Source organism: Vibrio sp. JZG120, from assembly GCF_053890955.1.
Map to the genome: position 1 here is coordinate 220749 of NZ_JBSRRK010000004.1, position 24487 is coordinate 245235.

Here is a 24487-nt window from a genome sequence, read left to right on the forward strand (position 1 = left end):
ATGTCTTCAGAGCAAACTAACAATGATCCCTGGTCGAATACCGCTCCTGCACAAGATGATCCTTGGTCACAAGGTGCAGGTGCTGACGCTGCCCCAAGTAATGACTGGTTAAGCTCAGAAACTGTAGAGCAAGCGCCATTCGATATTATGAACCCATTCCAAGATGCGGTTCTACCACTTGATAGCTGGGTAGAATCGGGGTTGAACTGGTTGGTGGAACATGGTCGCCCTGTTTTCCAAGCAATTCGAGTTCCAATCGACTTTATTCTTACCTCGTTTGAAACTGCTTTGGTGTCCACACCTGCGCCCATCATGGTGCTCATTTTATTTTTGCTGGCGTGGCAGTTTTCCAATGTAAAACTCGGTTTTTCAACGCTTGTATCCCTTGTTTTTATCGGCCTAATTGGTGCGTGGTCACAGGCGATGACAACGCTCGCACTGGTTTTAACCGCCGTCTTCTTCTGTTTGCTTATCGGGCTACCGATGGGGATATGGTTGGCGAGAAGCCAAACCGCAGCCAAATTTGTTAGACCAATACTCGATGCAATGCAAACGACCCCCGCGTTCGTTTATCTAGTGCCAATCGTTATGCTATTTGGTATTGGTAACGTTCCTGGCGTTGTAGTAACCATCATTTTCGCACTGCCTCCCGTTGTGCGCCTGACTATTTTAGGGATTCAGCAAGTACCTGAAGAGCTGATCGAAGCGGGCCACTCTTTCGGAGCAAACAAAAAACAGATGCTTTACCGTATCCAATTGCCATTGGCGTTACCAACGATTATGGCAGGGGTAAACCAAACCTTGATGCTTTCACTTTCTATGGTCGTGATCGCTTCAATGATTGCGGTTGGCGGCTTGGGCCAAATGGTACTTCGTGGTATCGGCCGACTTGATATGGGTCTTGCTGCCGTCGGTGGCTTAGGCATCGTAATTCTTGCCATTTTATTAGACCGTATTACCCAAGTATTAGGGGTTAATGCGGGTAACACCAAGCTTCGCTGGTATCACACAGGTCCTGTTTCATACCTATTAAAACTGAAAACAAAGACGAACCAAGACGATCTAAAACTTAGGAGAAACATCAATGAATAATTCATGGAAGAAAGCGCTCTCTGTTGGAGCTCTAAGTACTATCGCATTTTCAACTTATGGTGTGGCAAGCGAACTACCGGGTGAAGGTGTGACTGTTCAGCCAGTTCAATCAACCGTTGCAGAGGAAACGTTTCAAACATTGATCGTAAACCGTGCACTTGAAGAGCTTGGTTACGATGTAAAACCAACTAAAGAAGTGGATTACAACGTAGGCTATACCTCTATTGCTAAAGGCGACGCTACTTTCTTAGCAGTAGGTTGGTTCCCTCTTCACGCCGATAAGTACACGATGTCTGGCGGTGATGATAAGTTTTTCCGCAAAGGTCAATATGTAAGTGGTGCTGCGCAAGGTTACTTGATCGATAAAAAAACCGCTGAAAAATATGGAATCACAAATATTGGTCAATTAAAAGATCCAAAACTTGCGAAGCTTTTCGATGCCAACGGTGACGGTAAAGCGGACTTAACAGGTTGTAACCCAGGTTGGGGTTGTGAAATGGTCGTTGAGCATCAGTTGGATGCGTTCAAGCTTCGTGACACAGTAACGCACAACCAAGGTAACTACGCTGCGATTATCGCTGACACGATTTCTCGTTACAAAAAAGGCGATCCGATTCTTTACTACACTTGGACACCTTACTGGGTAAGTGGCGTCTTAGTTCCGGGTAAAGATGTTGTGTGGTTAGAAGTGCCATTCTCTTCACTTCCTGGTGAGCGTAAGGACATCGACACCACACTAGAGAACGGTAAGAACTACGGCTTTGAGATGAACTCTATGCGCATCGTTGCGAACAAAGAGTTTACTGAAAAGAACCCAGCAGCAGCGAAGCTGTTTGAAATCATCAAGCTCAACATCAATGATGTTAGTGCGCAGAATATGATGATGAGCCAAGGTAAGAACAGCTCAGCAGACATCGAGTCTCATGTAAATGGCTGGATCAAAGCGAACCAGAAAAAGTTCGACGCATGGGTAGACGAAGCTAAAAAAGCAGCCATGTAATCGGCACAACCATTAAAATACGTGACACCTAACTTTAGAGCCAACCGATCACATCGGTTGGCTCTTATTTTATTCACCGTAGTAAAAAGGGTTGCAACAATATTGAGCCCTGCTCCTCAGTATTTTCTTAAAGTTTCTACTTAATTTCATTCCTTAAGAGTTTCTTAAGTTTCGCGTTTTATTTTGTTGATAACCAATCAAACAAAGGAAGCGCTCATGAAACACCATGCACAAATTTCTGTAGATGGCTTTACTTTAGACATTGTCTATCCAATGCATCCGCTTTGGAGCCAAGTTATCGAGCATGTTTCTCAGCGTTATCAAGAAGCATTCTTTGCCGAGCTGAAACAATTTATGCCGGCGTATTTAACCCTCATTGACGGCGGTCAAATTATTTCCGTATGCGGCTTTCGCATCGCCGAAAATGAGCCCTTGTTCCTTGAACAGTATTTGGAAGACGATGCCCAAAAGCTGGTTTCTAACGTATTTAACTGCGACGTAAAACGTTCGAACTTAGTGGAGTTTGGTCACTTGGCATCTTTCGCTAAGGGCATGTCATCTCTGCACTTCTACCTGATCGCAGAAATGCTGGTCAACCTCGGTTTTGAATGGTGCATCTTCACCGCGACAGACCCACTTCACGCCATGATAGCGCGCTTAGGATTGGAGCCTCATATCATCGCGCAGGCCGATCAAAATAAAGTCCCCGATGCCGAGTCCACTTGGGGGGCGTACTACGAACATCAACCGCGTGTGTTAGCAGGCAATTTGCAAAAAGGACTAGAGCGTCTTCGATTAGTCCAAGAAAGAAACCGCAAACACAACCAGAACAACTTGGTTAAACACCACGCCAGAATATAGGTGACGTATGAATATTCTCCTCGATGCCATTACAAAATGGGCAAAAACGACGCCAGACCGAGTAGCACTTGTCGGCTACGAAGCGAATCAAACCGTTGAACTGACTTACTCTGAATTGTTAAACAAGATCGAACTCGTTGCCGCCGAGCTTATTGCACAGAACATCAAAGCACTCGCGCTACGCGAAGAAAACAGCATCGATTGGGCCATTGTTGATTTGGCGGCGATGGCGGCAGACATAGTCGTCGTACCTATTCCGACTTTTTTCTCTGATGCACAGGTTGAACATACGTTAGAGCAATCAGGCGTCGATGCTTTAGTTGGCGATTGGCAAGCATGGTTGGCTTCTCATCCTAAGCAAAGCTTTAACCAGCAAGACCATCCGTTTTCCATTGCAAATTTGCCTTTGCTGCGGCGTAACCAGTTGGGAGATGAAGGTACACAGGTAGCTTATATACCAGAAACCGGAAAAATCACCTTTACCTCTGGCTCGACTGGTCAGCCTAAAGGTGTGTGTTTAAGCAATGATCATTTGTGTTTGGTGGCGAAATCGCTCGCCGACGCAGTAAACGGCACGGCGCACTCGCACTTAGTGCTGCTTCCGTTATCGACACTTCTCGAGAACATAACCGGCGTTTATGTTCCACTCATGTTGGGCGTGACGTCATATATTTTACCCGGAGCGCAAACCGGCCTACTCGGTTCAAGCCAATTCGAACCGGGTTTGTTTGCACAAGCATTAGCGACCATCAAACCAGAAAGCTTAGTGCTAACACCAGCATTATTGCTTGCGCTCATTCACATCGCGAAACAGCAGCCCTCTCTTGTGGATTCTCTAAAATTTGTCGCCGTTGGCGGCGCAAGAGTGTCGTCGCAACTGATTAACACCGCGCATGCGCTGAACATCCCTGCGTTTGAAGGTTATGGCTTGTCTGAATGTGGCTCCGTCGTTTGTTTGAATACACCAGCTACATTTAAAGCAGGAACGTGTGGCAAACCACTTCCGCACACTCAGATTCGTATCGCGGAAGATGGTGAACTGCTCGTCAAAGGCAACGTTGCTCTTGGTTATTTGAATGAGCCGTTTACTCAAGAATGGTTGGCAACTGGCGACTTAGCCCAAATTGACGCGCAAGGTTTTGTCACTCTCTCAGGACGCAAGAAGAACCTTATCGTCACCGCATATGGCAGAAATGTCTCACCGGAATGGATTGAATCAGAAGCGTTGGCGTTTTTTCCGATGACGCCACTGATCGTTACAGGCGAAAGCCAACAAACATTATGCGCTGTCATTGCCAATAGCGAAGACGTCGAAGCAAAGGTTCATGCATTAAACCGAACCCTACCCGATTACGCTCAAATCCGAACCTTATTGCTGCTGGACAACCCACGAGCCATCTCTGGTTGGTACACGGATAACGGCAAGCTCAAACGAAATCAAATCGAACATGATGTGGCTCAGTTATTAGCGAGCACAACGCCTGAATTAACGCTGCAAGCGCAAAAGATCCAACGCATCGATTTGCCCTTCCAGCAACACATTACGTCTTTCCAAACTGCATCTTAGTTAACGGCTTCTTAAGGAGAAGGTTATGACTTTATTTTTCGAACAACTCAAACAAAGCACTGCCGCTGCTCAACAAGCAATGTTAACTGCGCCAGTCATCGCAGAAGTTCAACAAGGCAACATTTCCAAAGATATGTATATCGCCTTTCTAACCCAAGCTTACCATCACGTTAAGCACACTGTTCCCTTGCTGATGGCGTGTGGAGGCCGACTATCTGGCGAATACGAATGGGTACGAGATGCCATTGCCGAGTACATCGAGGAAGAGAAAGGCCATCAAGAATGGATTTTAAATGACATCAAAGCGTGCGGCGGCGATGCCGAAGCAGTGCGCAATAACAAAGATGTAGGTCAAGTAGGTGCACCGATTGAACTGATGGTTTCCTACCTTTACCACAACATTGACCGCCACAACCCACTCGCGCTGTTTGGCATGGTGTGGGTATTAGAAGGCACCAGCGTCGGTATTGGTGGCCAAATGGCTGAAAAAATCCAGTCAACGCTAAGCCTACCGCCTTCGGCAATGACTTACCTAGTTTCACACAGCGTGTTAGACCAAGATCATCTGCAATTTTTTGAATCACTGATGAACAAAATCACCAAAGTGGAAGATCAACAAGTCATTATCGACTCCGCAAAAATGGTGTTCGCATTGTACGGACAAATGCTGCGTTCTTTGCCTTCTTTCTCAACCCAACAAGCGGCGTGAGGTGAAGCATGATCATTAACAACAGCACCATTCTCCTGACAGGCGCAACGGGCGGAATTGGGCAAGCCATCGCGCAAGAGTTAGCAAAACGCGGAGCCAGCCTCATTCTTGTTGGGCGAAACGAAGAGAGCTTGCAAACACTACAGCGTGAACTGTCGAATCCAGAACGCCATGACCTAGTCGTTGCAGACATCACCTCACCAGAAGGACTAACTGCGATTAAAGATCGAGCGCGTCAACATCAAAAAGTGGACGCACTGATTAACAATGCGGGCAGCAACGATTTCTCGTTGTTAAGCCACAAACGACCAACGCAGATTGCAGACGAAATCCAACTCAATCTCGTTGCGCCGATGCTGCTGTGCCAATCGGCGTTAACGTGGTTAAAACAGCCTGGGGTGATTCTCAATATTGGTTCCACACTCGGCTCAATTGGCTACCCAGGCTATACCTCCTATTGCGCGGCAAAAGCGGGGTTGCACCGTTTTACCGAATCGCTCGACAGAGAACTGTTCGCAACCGGAATCCGTGCGCTGTATTTGGCCCCAAGAGCGACAGAAACCTCACTCAATAGCGATGCCGTCAATGAAATGAATCGACAACTGGGTAACAAAACGGACTCGCCGCAAGTTGTAGCCGCTCACATTGTCATCATGTTGGAAAAAGAAATTTCCGCGAAATGGATTGGTTGGCCAGAAAAGCTTTTTGCACGCATCAATCAACTGCTTCCAAGCGTGGTTTCTTCTGCGATTCGTAAGCAACAAGAAACCATTCACCAATACGTAAACCGAGTCAGTCATTGAAGAGGACATGGACGATGAATACCAAACAACTACTTTGCGCTTTAACGGTTTGTTCAACGTTAGCTTCGACCGCTGCGTTGGCAAGTAATACTCCACTGCAACAGGTTCAAAAGAAATGGGCGGAATGTCAGTACAGCACGCCCGATGGAGACGAAAAGGAACAATGCTTCCATCGCGCGATTGCCAAAACCAGTATTTATCTCGACAGAGAACCGGGCAATCCCGAACTCACTGTTTGGCTGGCAATCAATAAAGCATCGCTGGCTGGTGCTCAAGGTGGCTTGGGTGCACTATCACTCGCCAAAGAAGCCAAATCTTTACTCGAAGGGGTAATCGCAACTTCACCGCAAGCGCTTGATGGATCTGCATACACCAGTTTAGGTTCTCTGTATTACAAAGTTCCGGGGTGGCCAATTGGCTTTGGTGATGACGATAAAGCCGAAGAAATGTTGAAAAAAGCGTTAGAGATCAATCCAAAAGGCATCGATCCGAACTATTTTTATGGAGACTTCCTTGCAGAAGAAGGTCGAGACAAGGAAGCGAAAGTGTATTTGACTCGCGCAATGCAGGCGTCACCTCGCCCTGACCGACCTTTGGCTGATAAAGGTCGAAAACTGGAAATTGAAGCGACTCTTGGGAGTTTGAAATAATCCATGCGCTTATTACTCGTAGAAGATGACAAACTACTCGGTCAATCCATGGTGACTTCATTAAGTCGCCATGGGTACACCGTGGATTGGGTGGAAAAAGGCTCTGGCGTGACTAGCGCACTCAAAACAGAAGCGTTCACCGCCGTAATATTGGATCTCACTCTCCCCGATATCGATGGATTGGAAGTTCTGCGTAATATTCGCAAAGGCGGATTTAAGCTCCCAGTGATGATACTTACCGCACGAGACGACATTCGCGATCGCGTTCAAGGCCTTGATGGCGGCGCAGATGATTACCTCGGAAAACCGTTTGCACTCGAAGAGTTGCTCGCTCGCTTGCGTGTGTTGATTCGCCGTCAATCCGGTAGTGCAGAAGAAATCATTCAAGTTGGGCAGTTATCTTTATCCTTATCGGAACAAAGCATTCGCTACGATGACGCGCCGCTTAAACTCACACGCAATGAATTTAAAATCCTCACCAGCTTGATGACGAACGCCGGACGCGTGCAAAGTAAGGAGCAATTGCAACAATCACTACACGGCTGGGATGAAGGTTCAAGCGACAACGCTATCGAAGTTCATATTCACAATTTGCGTAAAAAAGCGCCCAAAGTGGTCATTAAAAATATTCGCGGTGTGGGGTACATTCTTGAAAGATAAGAAGTCGTACTCGATCAAACGTCAGTTAACTCTATCAGTAGGCGTGTTGGTAAGTGTTCTCTTACTCATCTCACTTTATTTCAGTTTCCAATCTGCGAAGCACGAGGTCGAAGAAGTTTATGACGCTAGGCTTGGACAATCCGCAAAATTAATGTTGCTGACGCTCTCAATTTCAACGGAAGAGAGGGCTCTCGCTAACCATCGAGAATTATTTAATGAGTGGATGGAAAACATTGAGTCAATGTCAAAGTCTGACGATGACAATGTCACAACGTTCGGCCACCCTTATGAACAAAACTTGGTTTTTCAATTCTATCGAGACAACACACTAATCTGGAGCTCTGATCAAACCTTGCACGCACTCTCTACATCCTTTGATAATAACGGCTACGCTGATATCGTAAAAGACGGCACACAATGGCGTACATTTCAGATTTCACTGCCACAAACAAAACATGATAATGAATACGTCGTGGTTGCAGAAAAATACAAGATACGTAAAGAGATCATTCACGAAATTGCCCTATCCACATCAATAGAACAATTGCTGATACTACCAACTTTGTTGCTTTTGCTGTTTTGGTTGATCGATAAACATTTCCGACCGATTAACGACCTGCGCACCGCCATCACACAAAGAAACGTACACCGATTAGATCGCATTCATGTAAAAGACAACACCGTTGAACTCGCACCACTTGTCGATTCGCTCAACTCTCTCCTCTCTGAACTAGAGTTAGCCTGGCAAAGAGAGAAACGCTTTACACGTGCTGCAGCGCATGAACTAAAAACCCCACTAACAATCCTTCGTCTTAACGTAGAAAATGCACTTGAAAGTAATGATCCGGAGCAACTGAGAGGAGATTTACACAACATTCTGCAAGGCATTGAACGCACTGACCGCCTTATCCATCAGCTACTGACTTTAGCTAAAGTAGATAGCTTATCAGAACGTGTATTCGACACCGTTGAGCTAACCCCTTTGTTGCAAACCGTTGTTGCTGATTTGGCACCGTTAGCATTGAAGCATAAGCAAGACATCAGTTTATCATCTTCCAACATCGCTATATCCGGTGATCGAATGTTGTTAGAGGTGTTATTTCGTAACCTCGTCGATAATGCGATTCGTTACTCCGGCGAGCGCAGTGACATACAAGTCAGCGTCACAGAGAACAATAATACAATCAAAGTCTTAATTTCCGATACTGGTCCAGAAATCCCGAAAGAAACTCGTGAAAGAATCTTCGAACAGTTTTATCGGGGTCATTCCGAACATGGCGACGGTGCGGGTTTAGGGATGTCAATTTGCAAAGACATTACAGCACTACACCGTGCAACACTTGAGCTCATTCCCAGAGAAAATAGTAGGAATACGTTTGTCGTCACTTTCCCAAAGTGCTAACAAAAGCGATACAGACCATAACCTGTTTAATTTATGTTCCAGCCGAACATGAGCTTCATTCCACACTTACATAGACATACCAACACTTACACTACTCGACCATAAACCCACATTATAATTCACGTTTATTTCACGCTTGCTTTGTTAAAAACAACACAACATAACAATTAAACTATTCGAATAAATATGAAAAACTTATCTAAGGGCTCTGTGTGGGGGCCTTTGCAGCCAATTGCTGCTTTTTCTTTGTTTTCACTTATATTTTTGTCTATCTCACGCGTTTTGCTCGCCTTTTGGCAACTTGATCGAATTGACTCTTTCAACGACTTAATTTACATCCTAGGCCAAGGCCTACGCGTAGACATTGCAACACTGTGCTGGTTATTCATCCTCCCTGCACTGCTTTCAGCTCTAATGCCATTAAACGGCAAGATTGGGCAATACTGGAAATGGATATTGCGCATATGGATGGTTTTAGGGCTTTGGATTCTCGTGTACATGGAACTGGCAACGGCACCATTCATTCAAGAATATGACCTACGCCCAAACCGTCTGTTTGTGGAATACCTTATCTATCCGAAAGAGGTCATGGGCATGCTTTGGACTGGCTATAAGCTAGAGCTGTTTATTGGCGCGTTAGGCACGGCATTAACTCTAGTTTTGGGTTGGAAGTGGAGCAAAAAACTGACCGACAATGCACAGCAGATCAAATGGAAGTGGCGCCCACTATTAGCCATTTTTGTTGTACTTCTTGGTGTTGCAGGCGCACGCTCGTCTTTAGGCCACCGCCCACTAAACCCTGCCATGGTGGCATTTTCTAACGATCCACTGCTTAACGACTTAGCATTAAACTCATCTTACTCACTGCTGTTTGCTGTCAACAGCATGAAGTCAGAAAAAAGCGCAGAGCAGTTCTATGGCAAGATGGATAATAAAAAGATGCTGGAGCTAGTTCGCGCTTCGTCAAAAAAGTCCGACTTTGATCCTACATTGCTTCCAACCATGAACAGTAACCCTGCGACCTACCATGGTAAACGTAAGAACTTAGTGATCTTGCTACAAGAGAGCTTAGGAGCGCAATTTGTGGGTTCTTTGGGTGGTCTGCCTCTTACGCCAAACCTGGATGAACTCATGACTGAAGGTTGGCAGTTCACGCAAATGTACGCAACGGGTACTCGTTCTGTTCGTGGTATCGAAGCTGTAACCACGGGTTTTCCACCATCCCCTTCTCGCGCTGTGGTGAAACTAAGCAAAAGCCAAACAGGCTTCTTTACCATCGCAGACTTACTCAAAGCACAAGGCTACCACACGCAATTTATTTATGGCGGTGAAGCAAACTTCGATAACATGAAAACCTTCTTCTTCGGTAATGGTTTTGATCAAATCGTCGAAGAAGATGATTACAATAACCCAAGCTTTGTTGGCTCTTGGGGGGTCAGTGATGAAGATTTATACAACAAAGCAGACGAAGAGTTTGAACGTCTTTCAAAAAGCGACAAACCTTTTTTCAGCTTAGTTTTTACGTCAAGCAATCACAGCCCTTATGAGTATCCGAAAGGTAAAATTGAGCCATACGATTCCGAACACATGACGCGTAATAACGCGGTAAAATATTCAGATTACGCTTTGGGTACGTTCTTTGACAAAGCGAAAAACTCATCCTACTGGGATGATACTATTTTCATTGTCATTGCAGACCACGATGCCCGCGTGTCTGGCGCTAACTTGGTTCCAGTTAAGCACTTCCACATTCCTGCATTGATCATTGGTAAAGACATTCAACCACGTAAAGATGACCGTATCGCAAACAACATAGATATGCCGCCTACGCTGTTGTCTCTTATTGGCGTAGACGCCAAAACGCCGATGATTGGTCGTGACTTAACGAAACCACTGGCTCGCGAAGATGAACGCGCAATGATGCAATACGACAAAAACTTTGGTTATTTAACGCGTGACAACCTAGTTGTGCTTTCTCCTGGTGAAAAAGTATCGACCCTGGCGTACGACTTTGAAAGCCAAACCATGAAACCGCTAGAAGTCGATGAATCCGTTATTGAACGCGCAAAAGCAAACGCATTGTTTGCATCTAAGGCGTATCAAAACAACTGGTACGCTTCGAAACGTACCAACTAATATCCGCTGATTCAGTTAAAAGGGAGCCAACTGGCTCCTTTCTTTATTCTTACACTCTCCTTCGAATCTTCTACTGACAAAACCTGTCTTAGCCTTCCGTTAGATTCAACCTCATACTTCTAGTAAATTGAGAAACAGACCATGCTAACTATCAATTCATTCGTTCTCTATGTTGAGGACATCCAAGTAAGCCAAGCTTTTTACTCGAAACTGTTTGATTGTGAGGTCACGTTTTTGTCTCCAACATTTGCTTCTATGCCACTCGCAAATGGCTTAAAACTGACACTCAAGCAAAGTGATGTTCTTTCCCCTTCCAGCGACATCAAAGGTGGTGGCACCGAGTTATCATTTGCAGTGCGCAACCGCCATACGTTAGAGCACGTTTACAACAGTTGGAAAAACATGGGCGTTGAGTTTGCTCAACCACCAATGACTTCGGTGTATGGCTTAAATTTTGTGGCTACCGATCCGGATAAACATCGCATTCGCGTTTTCATTAGTGAATAAAAATGCGTTAAAAATGCTTTTTACCCATTCCCAATGTGACTTCAATAAATTAGACTCAGGGAAACATCAAAAGCTGCGTTGTATATAAGAAGGAATGCCCATGAGCTCAAGTATGATCCTTAGCGAATCTCTAATCGAGAGTGGAAGAGATATCCCCCTCAAAGAACTGCTTTACGCAAAGCGCGTGCTGGATAACTACATGGCGGTAGCAAAAGAGAGCAGCCCACTTGAACTGTTGACAGAGATGAAATCGGCAGCAAAGCAAGTGGAATACTTTACCACTACGAGTAACCCGTGTGAGGCTCGTAATGTCATCAGTCAGATGATTGATAAAATCGACACCGCGGAATCTTTTGAGTCGTTCAAGGCTTTAGCAGGCAAGCCCTCACTAGCTCTCAATGAGCTGATTGAAGATCGCGCCCAACTGATTAAACATGAGCGAGAATTGCTGCTTGCTTCAGGCTATGACGCCTCGCGTATCTAAGAATAAACGTTAGCTCCCGAGTTTAAAGCTAGCAACGAAAAAGGAGCTCTTAAAGAGCTCCTTTTACTTTCCAAAATCAGGTATAAAAGATCTAGAGGCCGATATCTTCAGTTATTGCTTTGATTTGCTTGAGATCCATTTTATAAACTTCAATCATTTGATCGACCTGACTTAGTCGTGAATTGGCTTCATCGTGTTTATCACACGCGTCCGATTTCACGTCCCAAGATTTACCTTCCAAAAATACATCACACTCTTTTTTGAGTTTCTCGATCTTAGGCAATAGTTTCGCCCTTTCTTTCTCTAGAGACTCCAATTCTTGCGAAATTTTCAGCTCTTTTTGAAACACCTCGCGCGATCGTTCAAAGATAGTCGCTTGCATATCCGCTTGACGACTCAGCTTCTCATTTTCTGATTTTGTCGTATTGATCTTATCTGCCTGTTGTTTCAATTGAGACTCTAGCGACAGGTTAACTTTCTCGACCTCAGTCAATTGCTTTTGTAACTTCTTAAGCGCTTTCTCGTGCGCTTCATCTTTCGCAGCGAGCAGTTCAGTGACTTTATCTTGTATTTCTTGGTCGAGCGCTTCTTCGCGCACTTTTACTTGAGACACCAACTGCGTTTTATCTTGCGTCAACGCTTGGTATTTTTCTTCTAGCACATGATAAGTCGATTCCCACTTGTTCGCAGTGACAATCGAACCAACAAGGCCACCAAATGCCAAGCCTAATACCGCAGCAATCGCGATATAGATATGAGTACGTTTGTCACGCTCTTCAATGACAACAACGTCGTCTTGTTCTTCCATCTTGTTCTGAGAACTCACCGTATACTACTCCAAGGACTCTTTTACTTTGCTAGCGGATCAATTCCGCAAACATAATCGATGCTGTATAAATCAGAAAGGCGCCAATTAATGTTATAACGGTCGCTTTTTGGACTTTTTCATTGGTTCGATAACGAAACAGCACAAATGCTACTGCAATCAACACCGCAATGGCTAATAATCTGGTCATACCGCCTCCTTGTCCACTTATGAAAAACTGCCTAGGTCCATAGACGGTTTCACAAAGATTTATTGTAACTCATTTATACGCCCCATAAGGTCAACTTAGCGTAGATTTTAAAATAAGTGCTTCGATTTTAATCAAATTTGTGTTCTCAATTGAATAACTTATGCCGTAATAATCGAAACACATTTATCGTTCTGAAGTGTGTTCTTGGTTCTATTCCCTAGCCCAATAAGTTTTGTTTTTGCAGTTACTCACACAAAAAACTTGGGTAAACATAGCTTCGTGAAAATTAAGTGGGGTTATTTCGTTGAAAATAAATTGACATAGGGTGTTGAAATGGACCAAAAACATGATAGAGTTCACACGTTAATGATGACCAGCATCATTAACTAACCTTTACTCATTTAATTGAGTAATTGTTCCGATGAAGACTGCAGGAGAGTGGTTATTAATCAAATTTTAACATTTGATTAGCATAACTCGCCGAAGAATTAACTATTTCAGGTGCTACCTAGGTAGCGGGGACTGTAGTTGGAGGAACCTCTGGAGAGAACCGTTAAATCGGTCGCCGAAGGAGCAAGTCTTGCACTCACGCAAGGTGAAACTCTCAGGCAAAAGGACAGAGGAGTGGAAAGTTACAACCTAACTATTTTGCTTGGCCTTCCCGCCTACAACCAATAGCTTAGTTCTTTTAGAGATCGTTGATCTCGTCCTTTCCCTCTTCTCCTTATTAGTTGTTTTATTAAGGGGAAATCATGAACGACCTACAATCTTTACTACAAACCATCGATAATTTTGTCTGGGGTCCACCACTGCTTATTTTGCTAGTGGGTACCGGTGTTTACTTCACTTTTAGCCTCGGCTTGATCCAGTTTAAACATCTCCCAACAGCGCTAGCGATGGTATTCAGTAAAGATAAGTCATCTGATAAACAAGGTGACGTTTCTAGCTTTGCAGCACTTTGTACTGCGCTCTCAGCAACGATTGGTACTGGTAACATTGTTGGTGTTGCCACCGCGATCAAACTTGGTGGACCAGGTGCCCTATTCTGGATGTGGCTCGCCGCCCTTTTCGGAATGGCGACTAAATACGCCGAATGTTTGTTAGCGGTTAAGTACCGAAGAGTCGATGATAAAGGCCAAATGATTGGTGGCCCGATGTACTATCTGCAATACGGTGTTGGCTCAAAAGCCCTCGCGATCATGTTTGCAGTGTTTGCTTTGGGTGTTGCTTGTTTTGGTATTGGTACGTTTCCACAAGTAAACGCGATTCTGGATGCAAGTGAGATATCTCTCGGTGTTGACCGTGAGCTCTCTGCCTTTGTACTGACTCTTTTGGTTGCTTTCGTAACTTTGGGTGGCATCAAATCCATTGCTAACGTTGCAGGAAAAGTGGTTCCTACCATGGCTGTATTTTACGTGTTGGCGTGTTTAAGCGTGATCATCATGAATGCAGACCAATTGGTCAACGCCGTTGAATTAGTGTTGGTCTCAGCATTTACATCAACAGCAGCGACCGGCGGTTTCTTAGGTGCAAGTATCATGCTGGCAATCCAATCAGGTATCGCTCGTGGCGTATTCTCAAACGAATCTGGTTTGGGTAGCGCGCCTATGGCAGCAGCGGCAGCGAAAACAGACTCTTGTGTGAAACAAGGCCTGATTTCAATGACAGGTACCTTCTTTGATACCATCATTATTTGTACCATGACGGGCCTAGCCTTGATCCTTACTGGCGCATGGCAAAGCGACTTTTCTGGTGCAGCAATGACGACTCATGCCTTTGCGGTAGGTTTGAATGCGGATACATTTGGCCCAATGCTGGTGTCAATTGGTTTGATGTTTTTTGCATTCACAACCATTCTTGGATGGAACTACTACGGTGAGCGTTGCGTTGTGTTCCTCTTTGGTACAAAAGCGGTGCTTCCTTATAAGCTGATTTTCGTTGCTTTGGTGGCATCAGGCGCGTTCCTCCATCTAGACATGATTTGGCTACTCGCCGATATCGTAAATGGTCTGATGGCGATTCCTAACCTAATCGGTTTGATCGCACTGCGTCACGTCGTACTGGCAGAAACCAAGCTGTTCTTTAGCTCAGCATCGCAATCTGATGAAATTGAAGCAGTAAAAGCTTAGTGACATGACAAGTGTTCAGTAATGAACCGTCAATCGCTGAAAGTAAAGTAAATTGGAAATGGTAAAAAACATAAAGCCCGCTGGTATTCAGCGGGCTTTATTTTATCTTAAGCTAAGCGGTTAATCTCTCAACCATTGATGCTCAACCTTTTCTCCACGTTCTTGAAAAAACTTCGCATTTTTTTGCTTGAATTGATCCGACTTCAGTTCTGATAGAGGCCAGTCTGAAAACGCCTCTGTTACGAACGAATCTCCAACCCCAACTTCAATCGATTCAAGATGCTTCCCGATGTAGCGATAAAAGTAGCTCTGCCCCAGTGCATCACAAACCATCGGCACATGTCTCATGCGTTGATGGTTGACGGATACTGAAGCCCAAGTTGTCGTTTTAGGTTCGCAGCTTTGCTCTTTTACAACATCGACTTCAAATTTATTGTCCATTGTTGTCGAGACAAAAACGACAATACCATCATTCATATACACACGTCGAAGTAATAGCTGTTTCGTATCTTGAGTTCGCGTCTGTTGTATTCCATTGGAAAATGGCTCGAAATAGCCCCAGTGCCAAGACCAGGTCATGCCACGTTGCGCAAACTGTACCTGTGGCCATGTCTGCCAAACAATGGCACCTACCACGCCAGTAATAAACACAACGAGCAATATCAAAAGGTGGTAAATATTGCGCATTACACGGGCTTTTCAATCAATAACTTTACGCCAAGTGCGACTAAGACAGCGCCCGTCGCCCCTTCCATCCACTTCATAAAGCTTGCATTCTTTAACAGGCTCTTAGCTGAGTTAAGTGCGCCAGCCAAACCACACTGCCAAACCATCGCAATAATAAAGTGCACGGATGCCATCATCATTGATTGAAGCAAAGGAGAACCTTCTGGATTCACAAACTGTGGCAAGAACGCCAAGTAAAAAACTGCCGTTTTTGGGTTCAAGACGTTAGAAAGAAAGCCCTCTCTAAAAGAGCGTTTGCCATTAAACACTTCATGAACCTGCTCAGTCACTGACAAACCATTCTTCGACGACATCAGGGCTTTTAAACTGCTCAGACCAAGCCAAATAAGATAAGCTGCACCAATCATTTTTACGATTTGGAACAACTCTGCAGATTGCGCCAGAATGGCCGAAATACCAACCGCTGAAAAGAAAGCATGCACAAATAAGCCAAAGCAAATCCCTAAACTGGTTGTACATCCGTCTTTTAAACCCGCGCGACTGGTATTACGGATAACAAGGGCCGTATCTAAACCCGGCGTTAGCGTTAAAATAGTGATGGCAATAATAAATGCCTCAAAATTCAAGATATCCATATTATCGTGATAATTAATTGTTAATCCGTCATCAATACCGTCAATCCACGAGATTCGCAAGCTTCTTTTTTAAGAGAGCTATACAACTGAGTGAATTTATGGACAATGAGTGACGATTAATTGTTAATTATTAGTAAATTAACGCAGGTTGTTTCGTGCAACTCGACGTAAAGGACCCGTTATCGGGTGTTTAGGGAAAGAACAAAAGAATAAGAGTAGTCACATGAAAGCATTTACAAAACTCATTGAACATTCCAAAAAAGTGGCAAATTTTGAGCACCTCTCTGCCATCATAGGTTGGGACCAAGCAGCGGTCATGCCATCTGGTGGCGCTGAAGCGCGCTCCAATGCTATGGCAGAGCTTGATGTACACATCCACTCATTGATGACTCAGCCACACTTGGGCGAACTTTTCGCTCAGGCAGAAGAAGAGACGCTATCTGCAAGTGAAAAGTCCATCCTACGAGAAATGAAACGTGAATGGCAACAAGCTAACTTGCTACCAGAATCATTAGTTCAAGCTCAATCTCTTGCTGGCTCCAAATGTGAACATGCATGGCGTACGCAACGCGGAGAAAATGACTGGTCTAGCTTTGAAAAGAACTGGGCAGAAGTCGTCAAGCTATCGCAAGAAGAAGCGCAAATTAGAGCCGAAGCAAACGGCACAACGCCTTACGATGCCATGCTTGATATTTATGAACCAGGCACAACGTCTGCATCGTTAGACACGCTTTTTGCTGACGTAAAAACGTGGCTACCTTCCTTGATAGACGAAGCGCTTGAAAAACAGCAATCAGACAACATCTTATTGCCAACTGCGCACTACCCTGCGGAAAAACAAAAAGCGCTGGGACTGGAAGTCATGAAGCTACTTCAATTCGATTTTGAATACGGTCGGCTTGATGAAAGTGTCCACCCATTTTGTGGCGGTGTGCCAACAGATGTGCGTATTACAACACGTTATGATGAAAGCGAGTTTGTCCAATCATTGATGGGGATCGTCCACGAAACTGGCCATGCCAGATACGAGCAAGGGCTACCAAAAGATTTAGCAGGAACCCCAGCTGGTCAAGCCCGCTCTATGGGAATTCATGAGTCACAGTCGCTCTTCTTTGAAATGCAAATAGGACGAAACAACGCATTTATCGACCACCTTGCTCACATAGCTTCCAAGCATTTTTCTGGGGATGAATTTGAAAAAGACAATCTAGCCAAAATCTACACTCGCGTAGAGAAAGGCTTTATTCGCGTAGATGCCGACGAATTAACATACCCTGCCCACGTTATTCTTCGATATGAAATTGAACGTGATCTTATTAACGGTGCCATCAAGCATACAGACGTACCAGAGCTCTGGAACGAAAAAATGAAAGCGTATTTGGGACTCTCAACGGAAGGAAATTTCAAAAACGGCTGTATGCAGGACATTCATTGGACAGATGGAAGTTTTGGATATTTCCCGTCTTACACTCTCGGTGCGATGTACGCAGCCCAGTTCATGGCCGCAATGAAGCAAACAGTAGATGTGGACGCGGTTATTCGCTCTGGCGATCTGACGCCGATATTCGATTGGCTGTCGAAGAACATCTGGAGTAAAGGCAGCTTATTAACAACAGATGATCTCGTAAGAGACGCAACGGGTGAAACACTAAATGCTAAGCACTTCCAAGCGCACCTAAAAGGCCGCTACCTGTAAATAGAAAAAGAATATAACGTAAAAGCCCAAGGTTCGTATGTTCCTTGGGCTTTTTTAGGCTCTTTCTATACTATGCCAAGCTAGGGATAAGCCTTGGCTTGTACAAACAATCCTCGCCTTCAGGTCTGGTTTTAAACCGACGGTGAAGCCACATATATTGACTCGGACTTGCCATGATTGACGTTTCAACTATCTTATTCACGAAAACTGCCGCACCTTGAGGATCTTCTTTCGGGAAACCGTCGACTGGCGCACTAATCGTCAAGGTATAGTGTCCGTCTTTTCCTCTTACCATCGTAAAAGGCACGATGGCACAATCTGTCGAATCAACCAGCAGACTTGTACCTGTCGTCGTGCAAGCATTTTTAACGGCAAATAATGGCGCAAACGTTGAGCGTCGGTTTCCATAATCATGATCCGGTGCATACCAGACCCGCTCACCCGTTCTAAGCGCTTCAAGCATGGCTTTAACGTTCTTGCGGTCAATAAGCGTACGATTAGAGCGAGAACGCCCCTTGTATTGAAAGTAATCAAAACACGGATTGTTGTTTGGGCGATAAACACCAGTGCCAGACTTTTTAATGCCAAAAGCACGAGCACCTAACTCTAAGTTCATCGAGTGTACGGCCAACATTAATGCCCCCTTGCCTGATTTTTCTAAAGCCTCGAGGTGCTCCATTCCTTTTATCGTAACGTGTTTGTTTACCCGTTTATCAGGCCAAAACCATGCCATCGCGGTCTCAAATAGCGCAATACCTGTATTGTCGATATTGTCTTTTAAAATTGCTTCGCGTTGGCATTCTTCCATCTGAGGAAAGCAAAGCTCAAGATTGCGTCTAATCGTAATTTGACGTTTTTTCATGATTCGCATGGCTAAACGGCCAATGCCACGTCCTAATGCTAACTGAACTTTGAAAGGAAGGAGACTGAGTAAGTACATCACGCTGATGATAATTAAGGTTCCCCAGTAACGAGGCAAAAGAAATTCAGCCTTGAATTCAGGCTTTTGGTATTTATTCATGTGAGTATTGTCAGATGTGCCCATCTATAAGTGATAAAAACAATGATAATGGACTGCACTTTTATCATTGATAGCGCTAATAACATAAATTAAAGCGCGCGGATTCTATGGTTCTTCGACACACTACACAATAAGAACTTTGCAGAAATATGTAGGGGGATGAAAAAGCAGCAAAGATGAATCACCACGTTAACATCGATTGGAGTGATTAATCTACCGCACTTTCATAAAGTTTGGACAAACATAACTTTGTGTTTTCAATGCGCTAGATAATGGTGTTTTTTTAACCCCATAATGCAGCTATCATGAAAATAACAATAAACATGATAACCATTACCCTGAACAAGTAAGACAACTTTCCGGTGCCACCTTTTGGCGCTTGGTTACAGCATCCCATTGTGTTTCTCCATCGTTTCATTTCGATATGGCGTTAATGTACTCCTTGACCTTAGGGGAAAGTCAAACCTTTACCTAAAGGTTCTAATTTATCGCTATAAGTGTTTATTTATCCGACATATCACTCGTTTATATCCCATGGAAATAAAGCTCATTGTTTTCAGCTCATTTTCGGATAAATACATACCGTTTTTCGCTATATACCCACTATTTATGAGGAATCTACAATACGCGAGTCTTACTTGTAGCACGCTACTTTTACAACCTAGAAGCTGTGCGCTCATCCATTAAAGGTATCGAATGAGCAATATCGTTAAATCCGCCGTTAAATTGAGTGTTTTCTCTATCATCATGATTACCGTAACTTCGGTCGACAGCATAAGGAACATTCCTGGGGCGGCTTTGTTTGGTAGCCATGCCATTTCTTTCTTCTTACTTGCTGGACTTTGTTTTTTTGTCCCTACAGCGCTAGTGTGTGCTGAGCTAAGTACCACTTATCCAGAGCAAGGTGGTGTATATCTTTGGGGCAAAGAAACACTAGGGCCAAACTTTGGCTTTGCCACCGTGTGGTATCAATACGCTGAAAATATTGTTTACTATCCACCTTTAATTTCATTCATTGTTGCAACGGGGGCCTACCCTTTTTTCCCAGATCTGGCGCAAAACAACATGTTTATGTTGTTGATGATTAATGTGATTTTTTGGGCGTTAACTTTAGTTAATATCTTTGGCTTGCGCCTCTCTTCCCTGATTACAAATGTATTCGGCACTCTAGGTTTGATATTTCCGATTCTATTGATTATCGGATTAGGCGGGTACTGGGCGTATACCCATCCTGGTGAGTCTCATATCTCGCTTCGCCACGTATCTGACTGGTTGCCGGACCTTTCTCAAGATGGGATCGGAGCTGGTTTTACTGCGGTAGTTCTGTCACTTACAGGCCTTGAAATCACGACCTCTTATGCAAGCGAAGTCGAAAATCCGCAAAAAGCCTATCCCAAAGCTCTGCTGATCTCCACAACCTTAATCTTGGTTTCTCTGACGGCGTGCTCACTGTCTATTTCTTCGGTCGTCTCAAGTGACCATTCTAGTTTGAGTGAAGGAGTGATACTTGCCTTCAAAACTTTTTTTGATGATCTGCACCTCTCATTCCTGCTGCCTGTCATTGCCCTTGCTATTGTTTTTGGCACGCTTGCAAGCCTGAATAACTGGATAATCGCCCCAACTAAAAGTCTGCATGTTGCCGCAAAAGATAGTTTCATGCCGATGTCGCTCGCCAAAGAAAACCGCAACCAAGCCCCCGTCTCATTGTTGCTCTTGCAAGGCGCGATTGTTAGCGTGCTCTCTTTGGTTTTCATTTTTGTTCCAAACGTCAATCAAGGCATGTGGCTATTGAATATCCTGATGACTCAGCTCTATATGGTGATGTACATCTGTATTTTTGTTAGCTTTTTGGTCTCACGCTACAAACACGCAGATATTGAGCGCCCATTTCGAATTGCGGGCGGAAAAATAGGAATGTGTTTAGTGGCAGGATTAGGCTTGATGAGTTGCTTGGTGACGATTGTTGTATCTTTTGACGTACCAGCAGGAATTAGCGCAAAAACTGGTGCATATGCACTGATATTAGGATTTATCACATTTAGCCTCCCAGCGTTCGCCGCCGTGATGTATCGCAATCGAAAACATCGTCAACAAAGCAAAATGCTTGAGGTACTAGTAAGTTAACTATTGGATTGACATTAAAAAGCCGCAGCAATTTCTCGCTACGGCTTTTTATTTGGCATCACAAGTAGTGTTGGTTATCCGTGTCCTACAGTCTTGGATAACAGATTCACGATCATCACACCAGTGAGGATAAACCCAATACCAACAATCGCAGGCAAATCTAGCCGCTGTCCATAAACAAAGTAGCCAACCGTAGCAACTAAAACAATACCCGCTCCACTCCATATGGCGTAAACAACCCCAACAGGCATCGTTTTTACCGTGACGGAAAGCAAGAAGAAAGCAATGCCGTAACCAATCAGAACGACTGTGCTAGGCATCATTTTCGTAAATTGCTCTGTTTTGGGAATATAGGAAGTGGCAATCACTTCACATACAATCGCGATCGACAGCGCCAACATTGGCGGCATAGAGACAAGCATTTTGAACATAAGGCATTAACGCTCAACAGAAATGTAACCGACAACACGTCCGGATAATTAGGCCGCGCATTATACCCAACTCATCTCTCGATGGAATACCTCTTACTCAAGCGGCTTCAAAATGCTGGATTCACAGCGTGATCACTTGAATATAGAGACATTCACACGCCATCGCTTTCACTCACTTCTTGATGAGTAAGCGACAGGCCTGCTTTTTGGTGCTGCCGAGCAATTTCAAAGTAGATGTGCATATCAATTGGCTCTGGTGTATTGAGCAGCATCTTGCCCACTTCTCGTTGAAAGTGACCATAATTACCTAACTCATCCGTCAGCCCTAGCTGCTCGTAAGAAGCTTCATTGGCAAACATTCCATAGGCATACTGATAATGACTTAGATCCTTGCTCTTATCATAACCAAACTCTTGAAGGGCTTGATCAATTTCTTTCGGCGTATAAGTGTCTTTATCGCCAAACAAGCGCAATAGTACGCTAGGAACCTCTTGAGCGATGCTCTGAATTTTTGTCTTTCTTTTAAAAATACCGAACATAATGTCCTCCACTGACGATGTTTCCAAATACACACTTTAATGCATATTGGTGAGCTGATTGTTTTTAGTATGGCTCATTAATCTGAGACTTCCTTACAACGAAGTCACTTTCGCATATTAACGTGATCACATAATTACCAGCAAATAGTACGAACAGCGTTGCAAACATATCTCATCAGAAACTCCGCTCTAGTCACAATTGTGTGACAGCTTCGAGCTCGGTTTACCATAATGTAAAGAGTAGATTGAAAAGTCATATTTCGTATCGACATCTAAACTTAATTAAGTTAGCTTTAGAAGTATAGACGTCTAGATTGACTATGCTTAGGGAGAGAAAGTCGTGCCAATTAGAATTCCAGATCAATTACCAGCCACCGATGTGCTAAGGACAGAGAACATCTTCGTAATGAGTGAAACGCGTGCTGCGAGTCAGGAAATACGTCCTTTACGAGTGCTGATCCTGAATCTGATGCCCAAAAAAATAGAAACTGAAACTCAGTTTTTGCGTCTACTCTCAAACAGCCCATTACAAGTCAATGTCGAGTTATTGCGCATTGATAACCGCCCAAGCAAAAATACGCCAACCGAACATTTGGATACTTTTTATCGTCAATTTGAAATGGTGAGAGATAAAAATTTCGATGGCATGATCATTACTGGTGCCCCACTAGGTTTGGTTCAATTTGAAGATGTCATTTATTGGGACCACCTAAAAACCATCATGGAATGGGCAAAAGATCATGTGACATCGACTCTTTATGTCTGCTGGGCAGCACAAGCAGGGCTGAAGTTGCTCTACGATCTACCTAAAAAAACGCGTAAAGAGAAACTTTCAGGCGTGTACCATCACCAGATTCATCATCAATTCCATCCTATGTTACGTGGGTTTGATGACACATTTTTAGCGCCTCATTCACGCTATGCCGACTTTTCACCTCACTTTTTAGAAGAACATACCGACTTAGACATCCTAGCCACATCGGATGTTGCAGGTGTTTATTTAGCTACAACAAAAGACAAGAGAAATGTGTTTGTTACTGGGCATCCTGAATACGATTCGCATACCTTACATAACGAATATATCCGCGATTTAAGCGAAGGCATGGAACCAGCCATTCCCGTCAACTACTATCCAAACAACAATCCTGATAATCCACCAATTGCCAGTTGGAGAAGTCATGGACATCTCCTCTTTTTAAACTGGCTGAACTACTGCGTTTACCAGCAAACACCTTATGATCTTGATCACTTCAGTGAAGACGCTTTTACTAAAGACGATTAACCTCAAAACACGCAAACAAAGCGCTTATGATGCCTAAATGTAATATGTGAACCAAGCCGCCATATGGCGGCTTTTTCATACCAGTTTGCAAACCTGATCGCATAGTGTTTTTTCCTCCATAGGCTTTTGCTACGTAATTCATATCATGCTGGGAGATTCAGGGATGTAGGGACAAAGAATGAAAACAACAAAGCTCGGTGCACTACTATTAATCTCTCAGTTTGCACTTGTGGGCTGCGTGACGGTGAAAGAAGATGGTAGTCCTGTCGTTAAAGCCGATCCTGTAGCAATGGCAGAATCACGTATCGCACTTGGCCTAGGTTATTTAGAAGGCGGCAATATGATTCGCGCGCATGATAACTTGCAACAAGCCTTAACCCACGCACCTCAATACTATCGTGCTCAGTTATCGATGGCTCACTACTATGAAACGGTTGGTGAAGATGCTAAAGCCGAGCAAATGTATAAACGTTCTCTACGCCAACACACCAAAAACGGTAACGTGCTCAATAACTACGGCACCTTTCTTTGCAAGCGGGGTGACTTCGAGAAAGCCGATCAAATGTTTAATCGAGCCATTGAGCAACCTTATTACTATCTCATTCCGGCCAGTTATGAAAACGCCGCATTTTGCGCGTTGAAGTCACAAGATAAAGACAAAGCGAAATACTACTTCGCCCGAGCTATTGATCATGACCCTCATAGGCCAAAATCTATTTTGCAGCTAGCCAAGCTAGAAATTGATAGCGGCAATTACACTGAAGCCAGAATTCGATTAATGAGATTTAATCAAATGTATGGCGTTAAGAAACCCTCTTTACAGCTCATGATTCAACTTGAACGTGCAGCAGGTAATGAAGCACTCGAGAAAAAATATCAAAAGCAATTGGAGAGGTTTTCTTAACACGACATCATGATAAAGAAGGTGTACTCGCTCACAGACACTACTGAACTTGACTAAGAATCCAGTGAATTAAAACCCACGGTGAAACATTCATCCTGTACATAAACTTCAAATTCGGTACTATTTGAACGGAATAAGTGACCAAGTCACGT

General features: G+C 44.1%; 24 protein-coding genes and 1 riboswitch. Of the genes, 17 read left to right on the forward strand and 7 right to left on the reverse strand.

Annotation, left to right across the window (positions count from 1 at the left end):
* The 12 genes from proW (at position 1) to ACWPOD_RS09485 (ending at position 11871) form a co-directional block, all read left to right on the forward strand.
* Entirely contained in the window at positions 1–1092 is a 1092-nt protein-coding gene (gene proW, locus ACWPOD_RS09430; RefSeq protein WP_046874899.1) for a glycine betaine/L-proline ABC transporter permease ProW, read from the forward strand.
* Positions 1085–2092, forward strand: a complete 1008-nt coding sequence (proX, locus tag ACWPOD_RS09435; RefSeq protein ID WP_005393392.1) for a glycine betaine/L-proline ABC transporter substrate-binding protein ProX — start codon at positions 1085–1087, stop codon at positions 2090–2092. Before proW ends, proX begins: the two co-directional genes overlap by 8 nt.
* 216 nt (positions 2093–2308) lie before the next feature.
* Positions 2309–2953 carry a thermostable hemolysin gene (locus ACWPOD_RS09440; RefSeq protein WP_456231820.1) on the forward strand — a complete coding sequence of 215 codons (645 nt, stop codon included), beginning with the start codon at positions 2309–2311 and terminating at the stop codon, positions 2951–2953.
* 7 nt (positions 2954–2960) lie between these two features.
* The gene (locus ACWPOD_RS09445; protein ID WP_456231821.1) at positions 2961–4520 is read left to right on the forward strand and encodes an AMP-binding protein; all 1560 of its coding nucleotides are present in this window, start codon (positions 2961–2963) and stop codon (positions 4518–4520) included.
* A 25-nt stretch (positions 4521–4545) separates the two neighbouring features.
* Positions 4546–5229 carry a TenA family transcriptional regulator gene (locus tag ACWPOD_RS09450; protein ID WP_182033441.1) on the forward strand — a complete coding sequence of 228 codons (684 nt, stop codon included), beginning with the start codon at positions 4546–4548 and terminating at the stop codon, positions 5227–5229.
* 8 nt (positions 5230–5237) lie between these two features.
* Positions 5238–6032 (forward strand): SDR family oxidoreductase, encoded by a 795-nt coding sequence (locus tag ACWPOD_RS09455; protein ID WP_456231822.1) that lies wholly within the window; start codon positions 5238–5240, stop codon positions 6030–6032.
* 14 nt (positions 6033–6046) lie between these two features.
* On the forward strand, positions 6047–6682 hold the full coding sequence (locus ACWPOD_RS09460; RefSeq protein ID WP_456231823.1) for a tetratricopeptide repeat protein: 636 nt from the start codon (positions 6047–6049) through the stop codon (positions 6680–6682).
* A 3-nt stretch (positions 6683–6685) separates the two neighbouring features.
* The gene (locus tag ACWPOD_RS09465; protein WP_005393404.1) at positions 6686–7342 is read left to right on the forward strand and encodes a response regulator; all 657 of its coding nucleotides are present in this window, start codon (positions 6686–6688) and stop codon (positions 7340–7342) included.
* Positions 7332–8744: a sensor histidine kinase gene (locus ACWPOD_RS09470; RefSeq protein ID WP_395205176.1), complete on the forward strand. Its 1413-nt coding sequence runs from the start codon at positions 7332–7334 to the stop codon at positions 8742–8744. Before ACWPOD_RS09465 ends, ACWPOD_RS09470 begins: the two co-directional genes overlap by 11 nt.
* Before the next feature lie 186 nt (positions 8745–8930).
* Positions 8931–10880: an LTA synthase family protein gene (locus tag ACWPOD_RS09475; protein ID WP_456231824.1), complete on the forward strand. Its 1950-nt coding sequence runs from the start codon at positions 8931–8933 to the stop codon at positions 10878–10880.
* 141 nt (positions 10881–11021) lie between these two features.
* Positions 11022–11387 carry a VOC family protein gene (locus tag ACWPOD_RS09480; RefSeq protein ID WP_012841881.1) on the forward strand — a complete coding sequence of 122 codons (366 nt, stop codon included), beginning with the start codon at positions 11022–11024 and terminating at the stop codon, positions 11385–11387.
* A gap of 100 nt (positions 11388–11487) precedes the next feature.
* Positions 11488–11871 carry a hypothetical protein gene (locus tag ACWPOD_RS09485; protein WP_005393414.1) on the forward strand — a complete coding sequence of 128 codons (384 nt, stop codon included), beginning with the start codon at positions 11488–11490 and terminating at the stop codon, positions 11869–11871.
* 91 nt (positions 11872–11962) lie between these two features.
* Here ACWPOD_RS09485 and ACWPOD_RS09490 read toward each other — a convergent pair whose 3' ends face one another.
* Entirely contained in the window at positions 11963–12697 is a 735-nt protein-coding gene (locus ACWPOD_RS09490) for a hypothetical protein (RefSeq protein WP_046874891.1), read from the reverse strand.
* Positions 12698–12728: 31 nt separating this feature from the next.
* Positions 12729–12887, reverse strand: coding sequence for a hypothetical protein (locus ACWPOD_RS09495; protein ID WP_005377784.1), 159 nt, complete (start codon positions 12885–12887; stop codon positions 12729–12731).
* A gap of 530 nt (positions 12888–13417) precedes the next feature.
* Positions 13418–13517, forward strand: a riboswitch (glycine riboswitch).
* 122 nt (positions 13518–13639) lie between these two features.
* On the opposite strand from ACWPOD_RS09495, the gene ACWPOD_RS09500 reads away from it, so the two are divergent.
* Positions 13640–15016, forward strand: coding sequence for an alanine/glycine:cation symporter family protein (locus ACWPOD_RS09500; RefSeq protein ID WP_047008706.1), 1377 nt, complete (start codon positions 13640–13642; stop codon positions 15014–15016).
* 120 nt (positions 15017–15136) lie between these two features.
* Here the strand turns inward: ACWPOD_RS09500 and ACWPOD_RS09505 are convergent, their stop codons facing one another.
* On the reverse strand, positions 15137–15703 hold the full coding sequence (locus tag ACWPOD_RS09505; RefSeq protein ID WP_005393418.1) for a hypothetical protein: 567 nt from the start codon (positions 15701–15703) through the stop codon (positions 15137–15139).
* Entirely contained in the window at positions 15703–16338 is a 636-nt protein-coding gene (locus tag ACWPOD_RS09510; protein WP_005393419.1) for a LysE family translocator, read from the reverse strand. The genes ACWPOD_RS09505 and ACWPOD_RS09510 overlap by 1 nt, the downstream gene beginning before the upstream one ends.
* A 223-nt stretch (positions 16339–16561) precedes the next feature.
* Here ACWPOD_RS09510 and ACWPOD_RS09515 point away from each other — a divergent pair, with 223 nt between their 5' ends.
* Positions 16562–18034: a carboxypeptidase M32 gene (locus ACWPOD_RS09515; protein WP_456231825.1), complete on the forward strand. Its 1473-nt coding sequence runs from the start codon at positions 16562–16564 to the stop codon at positions 18032–18034.
* A gap of 70 nt (positions 18035–18104) precedes the next feature.
* Here the strand turns inward: ACWPOD_RS09515 and ACWPOD_RS09520 are convergent, their stop codons facing one another.
* Positions 18105–19055: an LpxL/LpxP family Kdo(2)-lipid IV(A) lauroyl/palmitoleoyl acyltransferase gene (locus tag ACWPOD_RS09520; protein ID WP_182036545.1), complete on the reverse strand. Its 951-nt coding sequence runs from the start codon at positions 19053–19055 to the stop codon at positions 18105–18107.
* Between the two features lie 696 nt (positions 19056–19751).
* Between ACWPOD_RS09520 and ACWPOD_RS09525 the strand changes: the two genes are divergently transcribed.
* On the forward strand, positions 19752–21179 hold the full coding sequence (locus ACWPOD_RS09525; RefSeq protein ID WP_456231826.1) for an APC family permease: 1428 nt from the start codon (positions 19752–19754) through the stop codon (positions 21177–21179).
* A 74-nt stretch (positions 21180–21253) separates the two neighbouring features.
* Here ACWPOD_RS09525 and ACWPOD_RS09530 read toward each other — a convergent pair whose 3' ends face one another.
* Complete coding sequence (locus ACWPOD_RS09530) at positions 21254–21589, reverse strand: DMT family transporter (protein WP_074191316.1); 336 nt, start codon at positions 21587–21589, stop codon at positions 21254–21256.
* A 173-nt stretch (positions 21590–21762) separates the two neighbouring features.
* On the reverse strand, positions 21763–22149 hold the full coding sequence (locus tag ACWPOD_RS09535) for a hypothetical protein (RefSeq protein ID WP_182018875.1): 387 nt from the start codon (positions 22147–22149) through the stop codon (positions 21763–21765).
* Between the two features lie 340 nt (positions 22150–22489).
* Between ACWPOD_RS09535 and metA the strand changes: the two genes are divergently transcribed.
* Together metA and pilW are read left to right on the forward strand one after the other, a co-directional pair.
* Positions 22490–23431 (forward strand): homoserine O-acetyltransferase MetA, encoded by a 942-nt coding sequence (metA, locus tag ACWPOD_RS09540; protein ID WP_006741610.1) that lies wholly within the window; start codon positions 22490–22492, stop codon positions 23429–23431.
* 178 nt (positions 23432–23609) lie between these two features.
* Positions 23610–24335 (forward strand): type IV pilus biogenesis/stability protein PilW, encoded by a 726-nt coding sequence (gene pilW / locus ACWPOD_RS09545; protein ID WP_053807335.1) that lies wholly within the window; start codon positions 23610–23612, stop codon positions 24333–24335.
* Positions 24336–24487 lie beyond the last annotated feature (152 nt).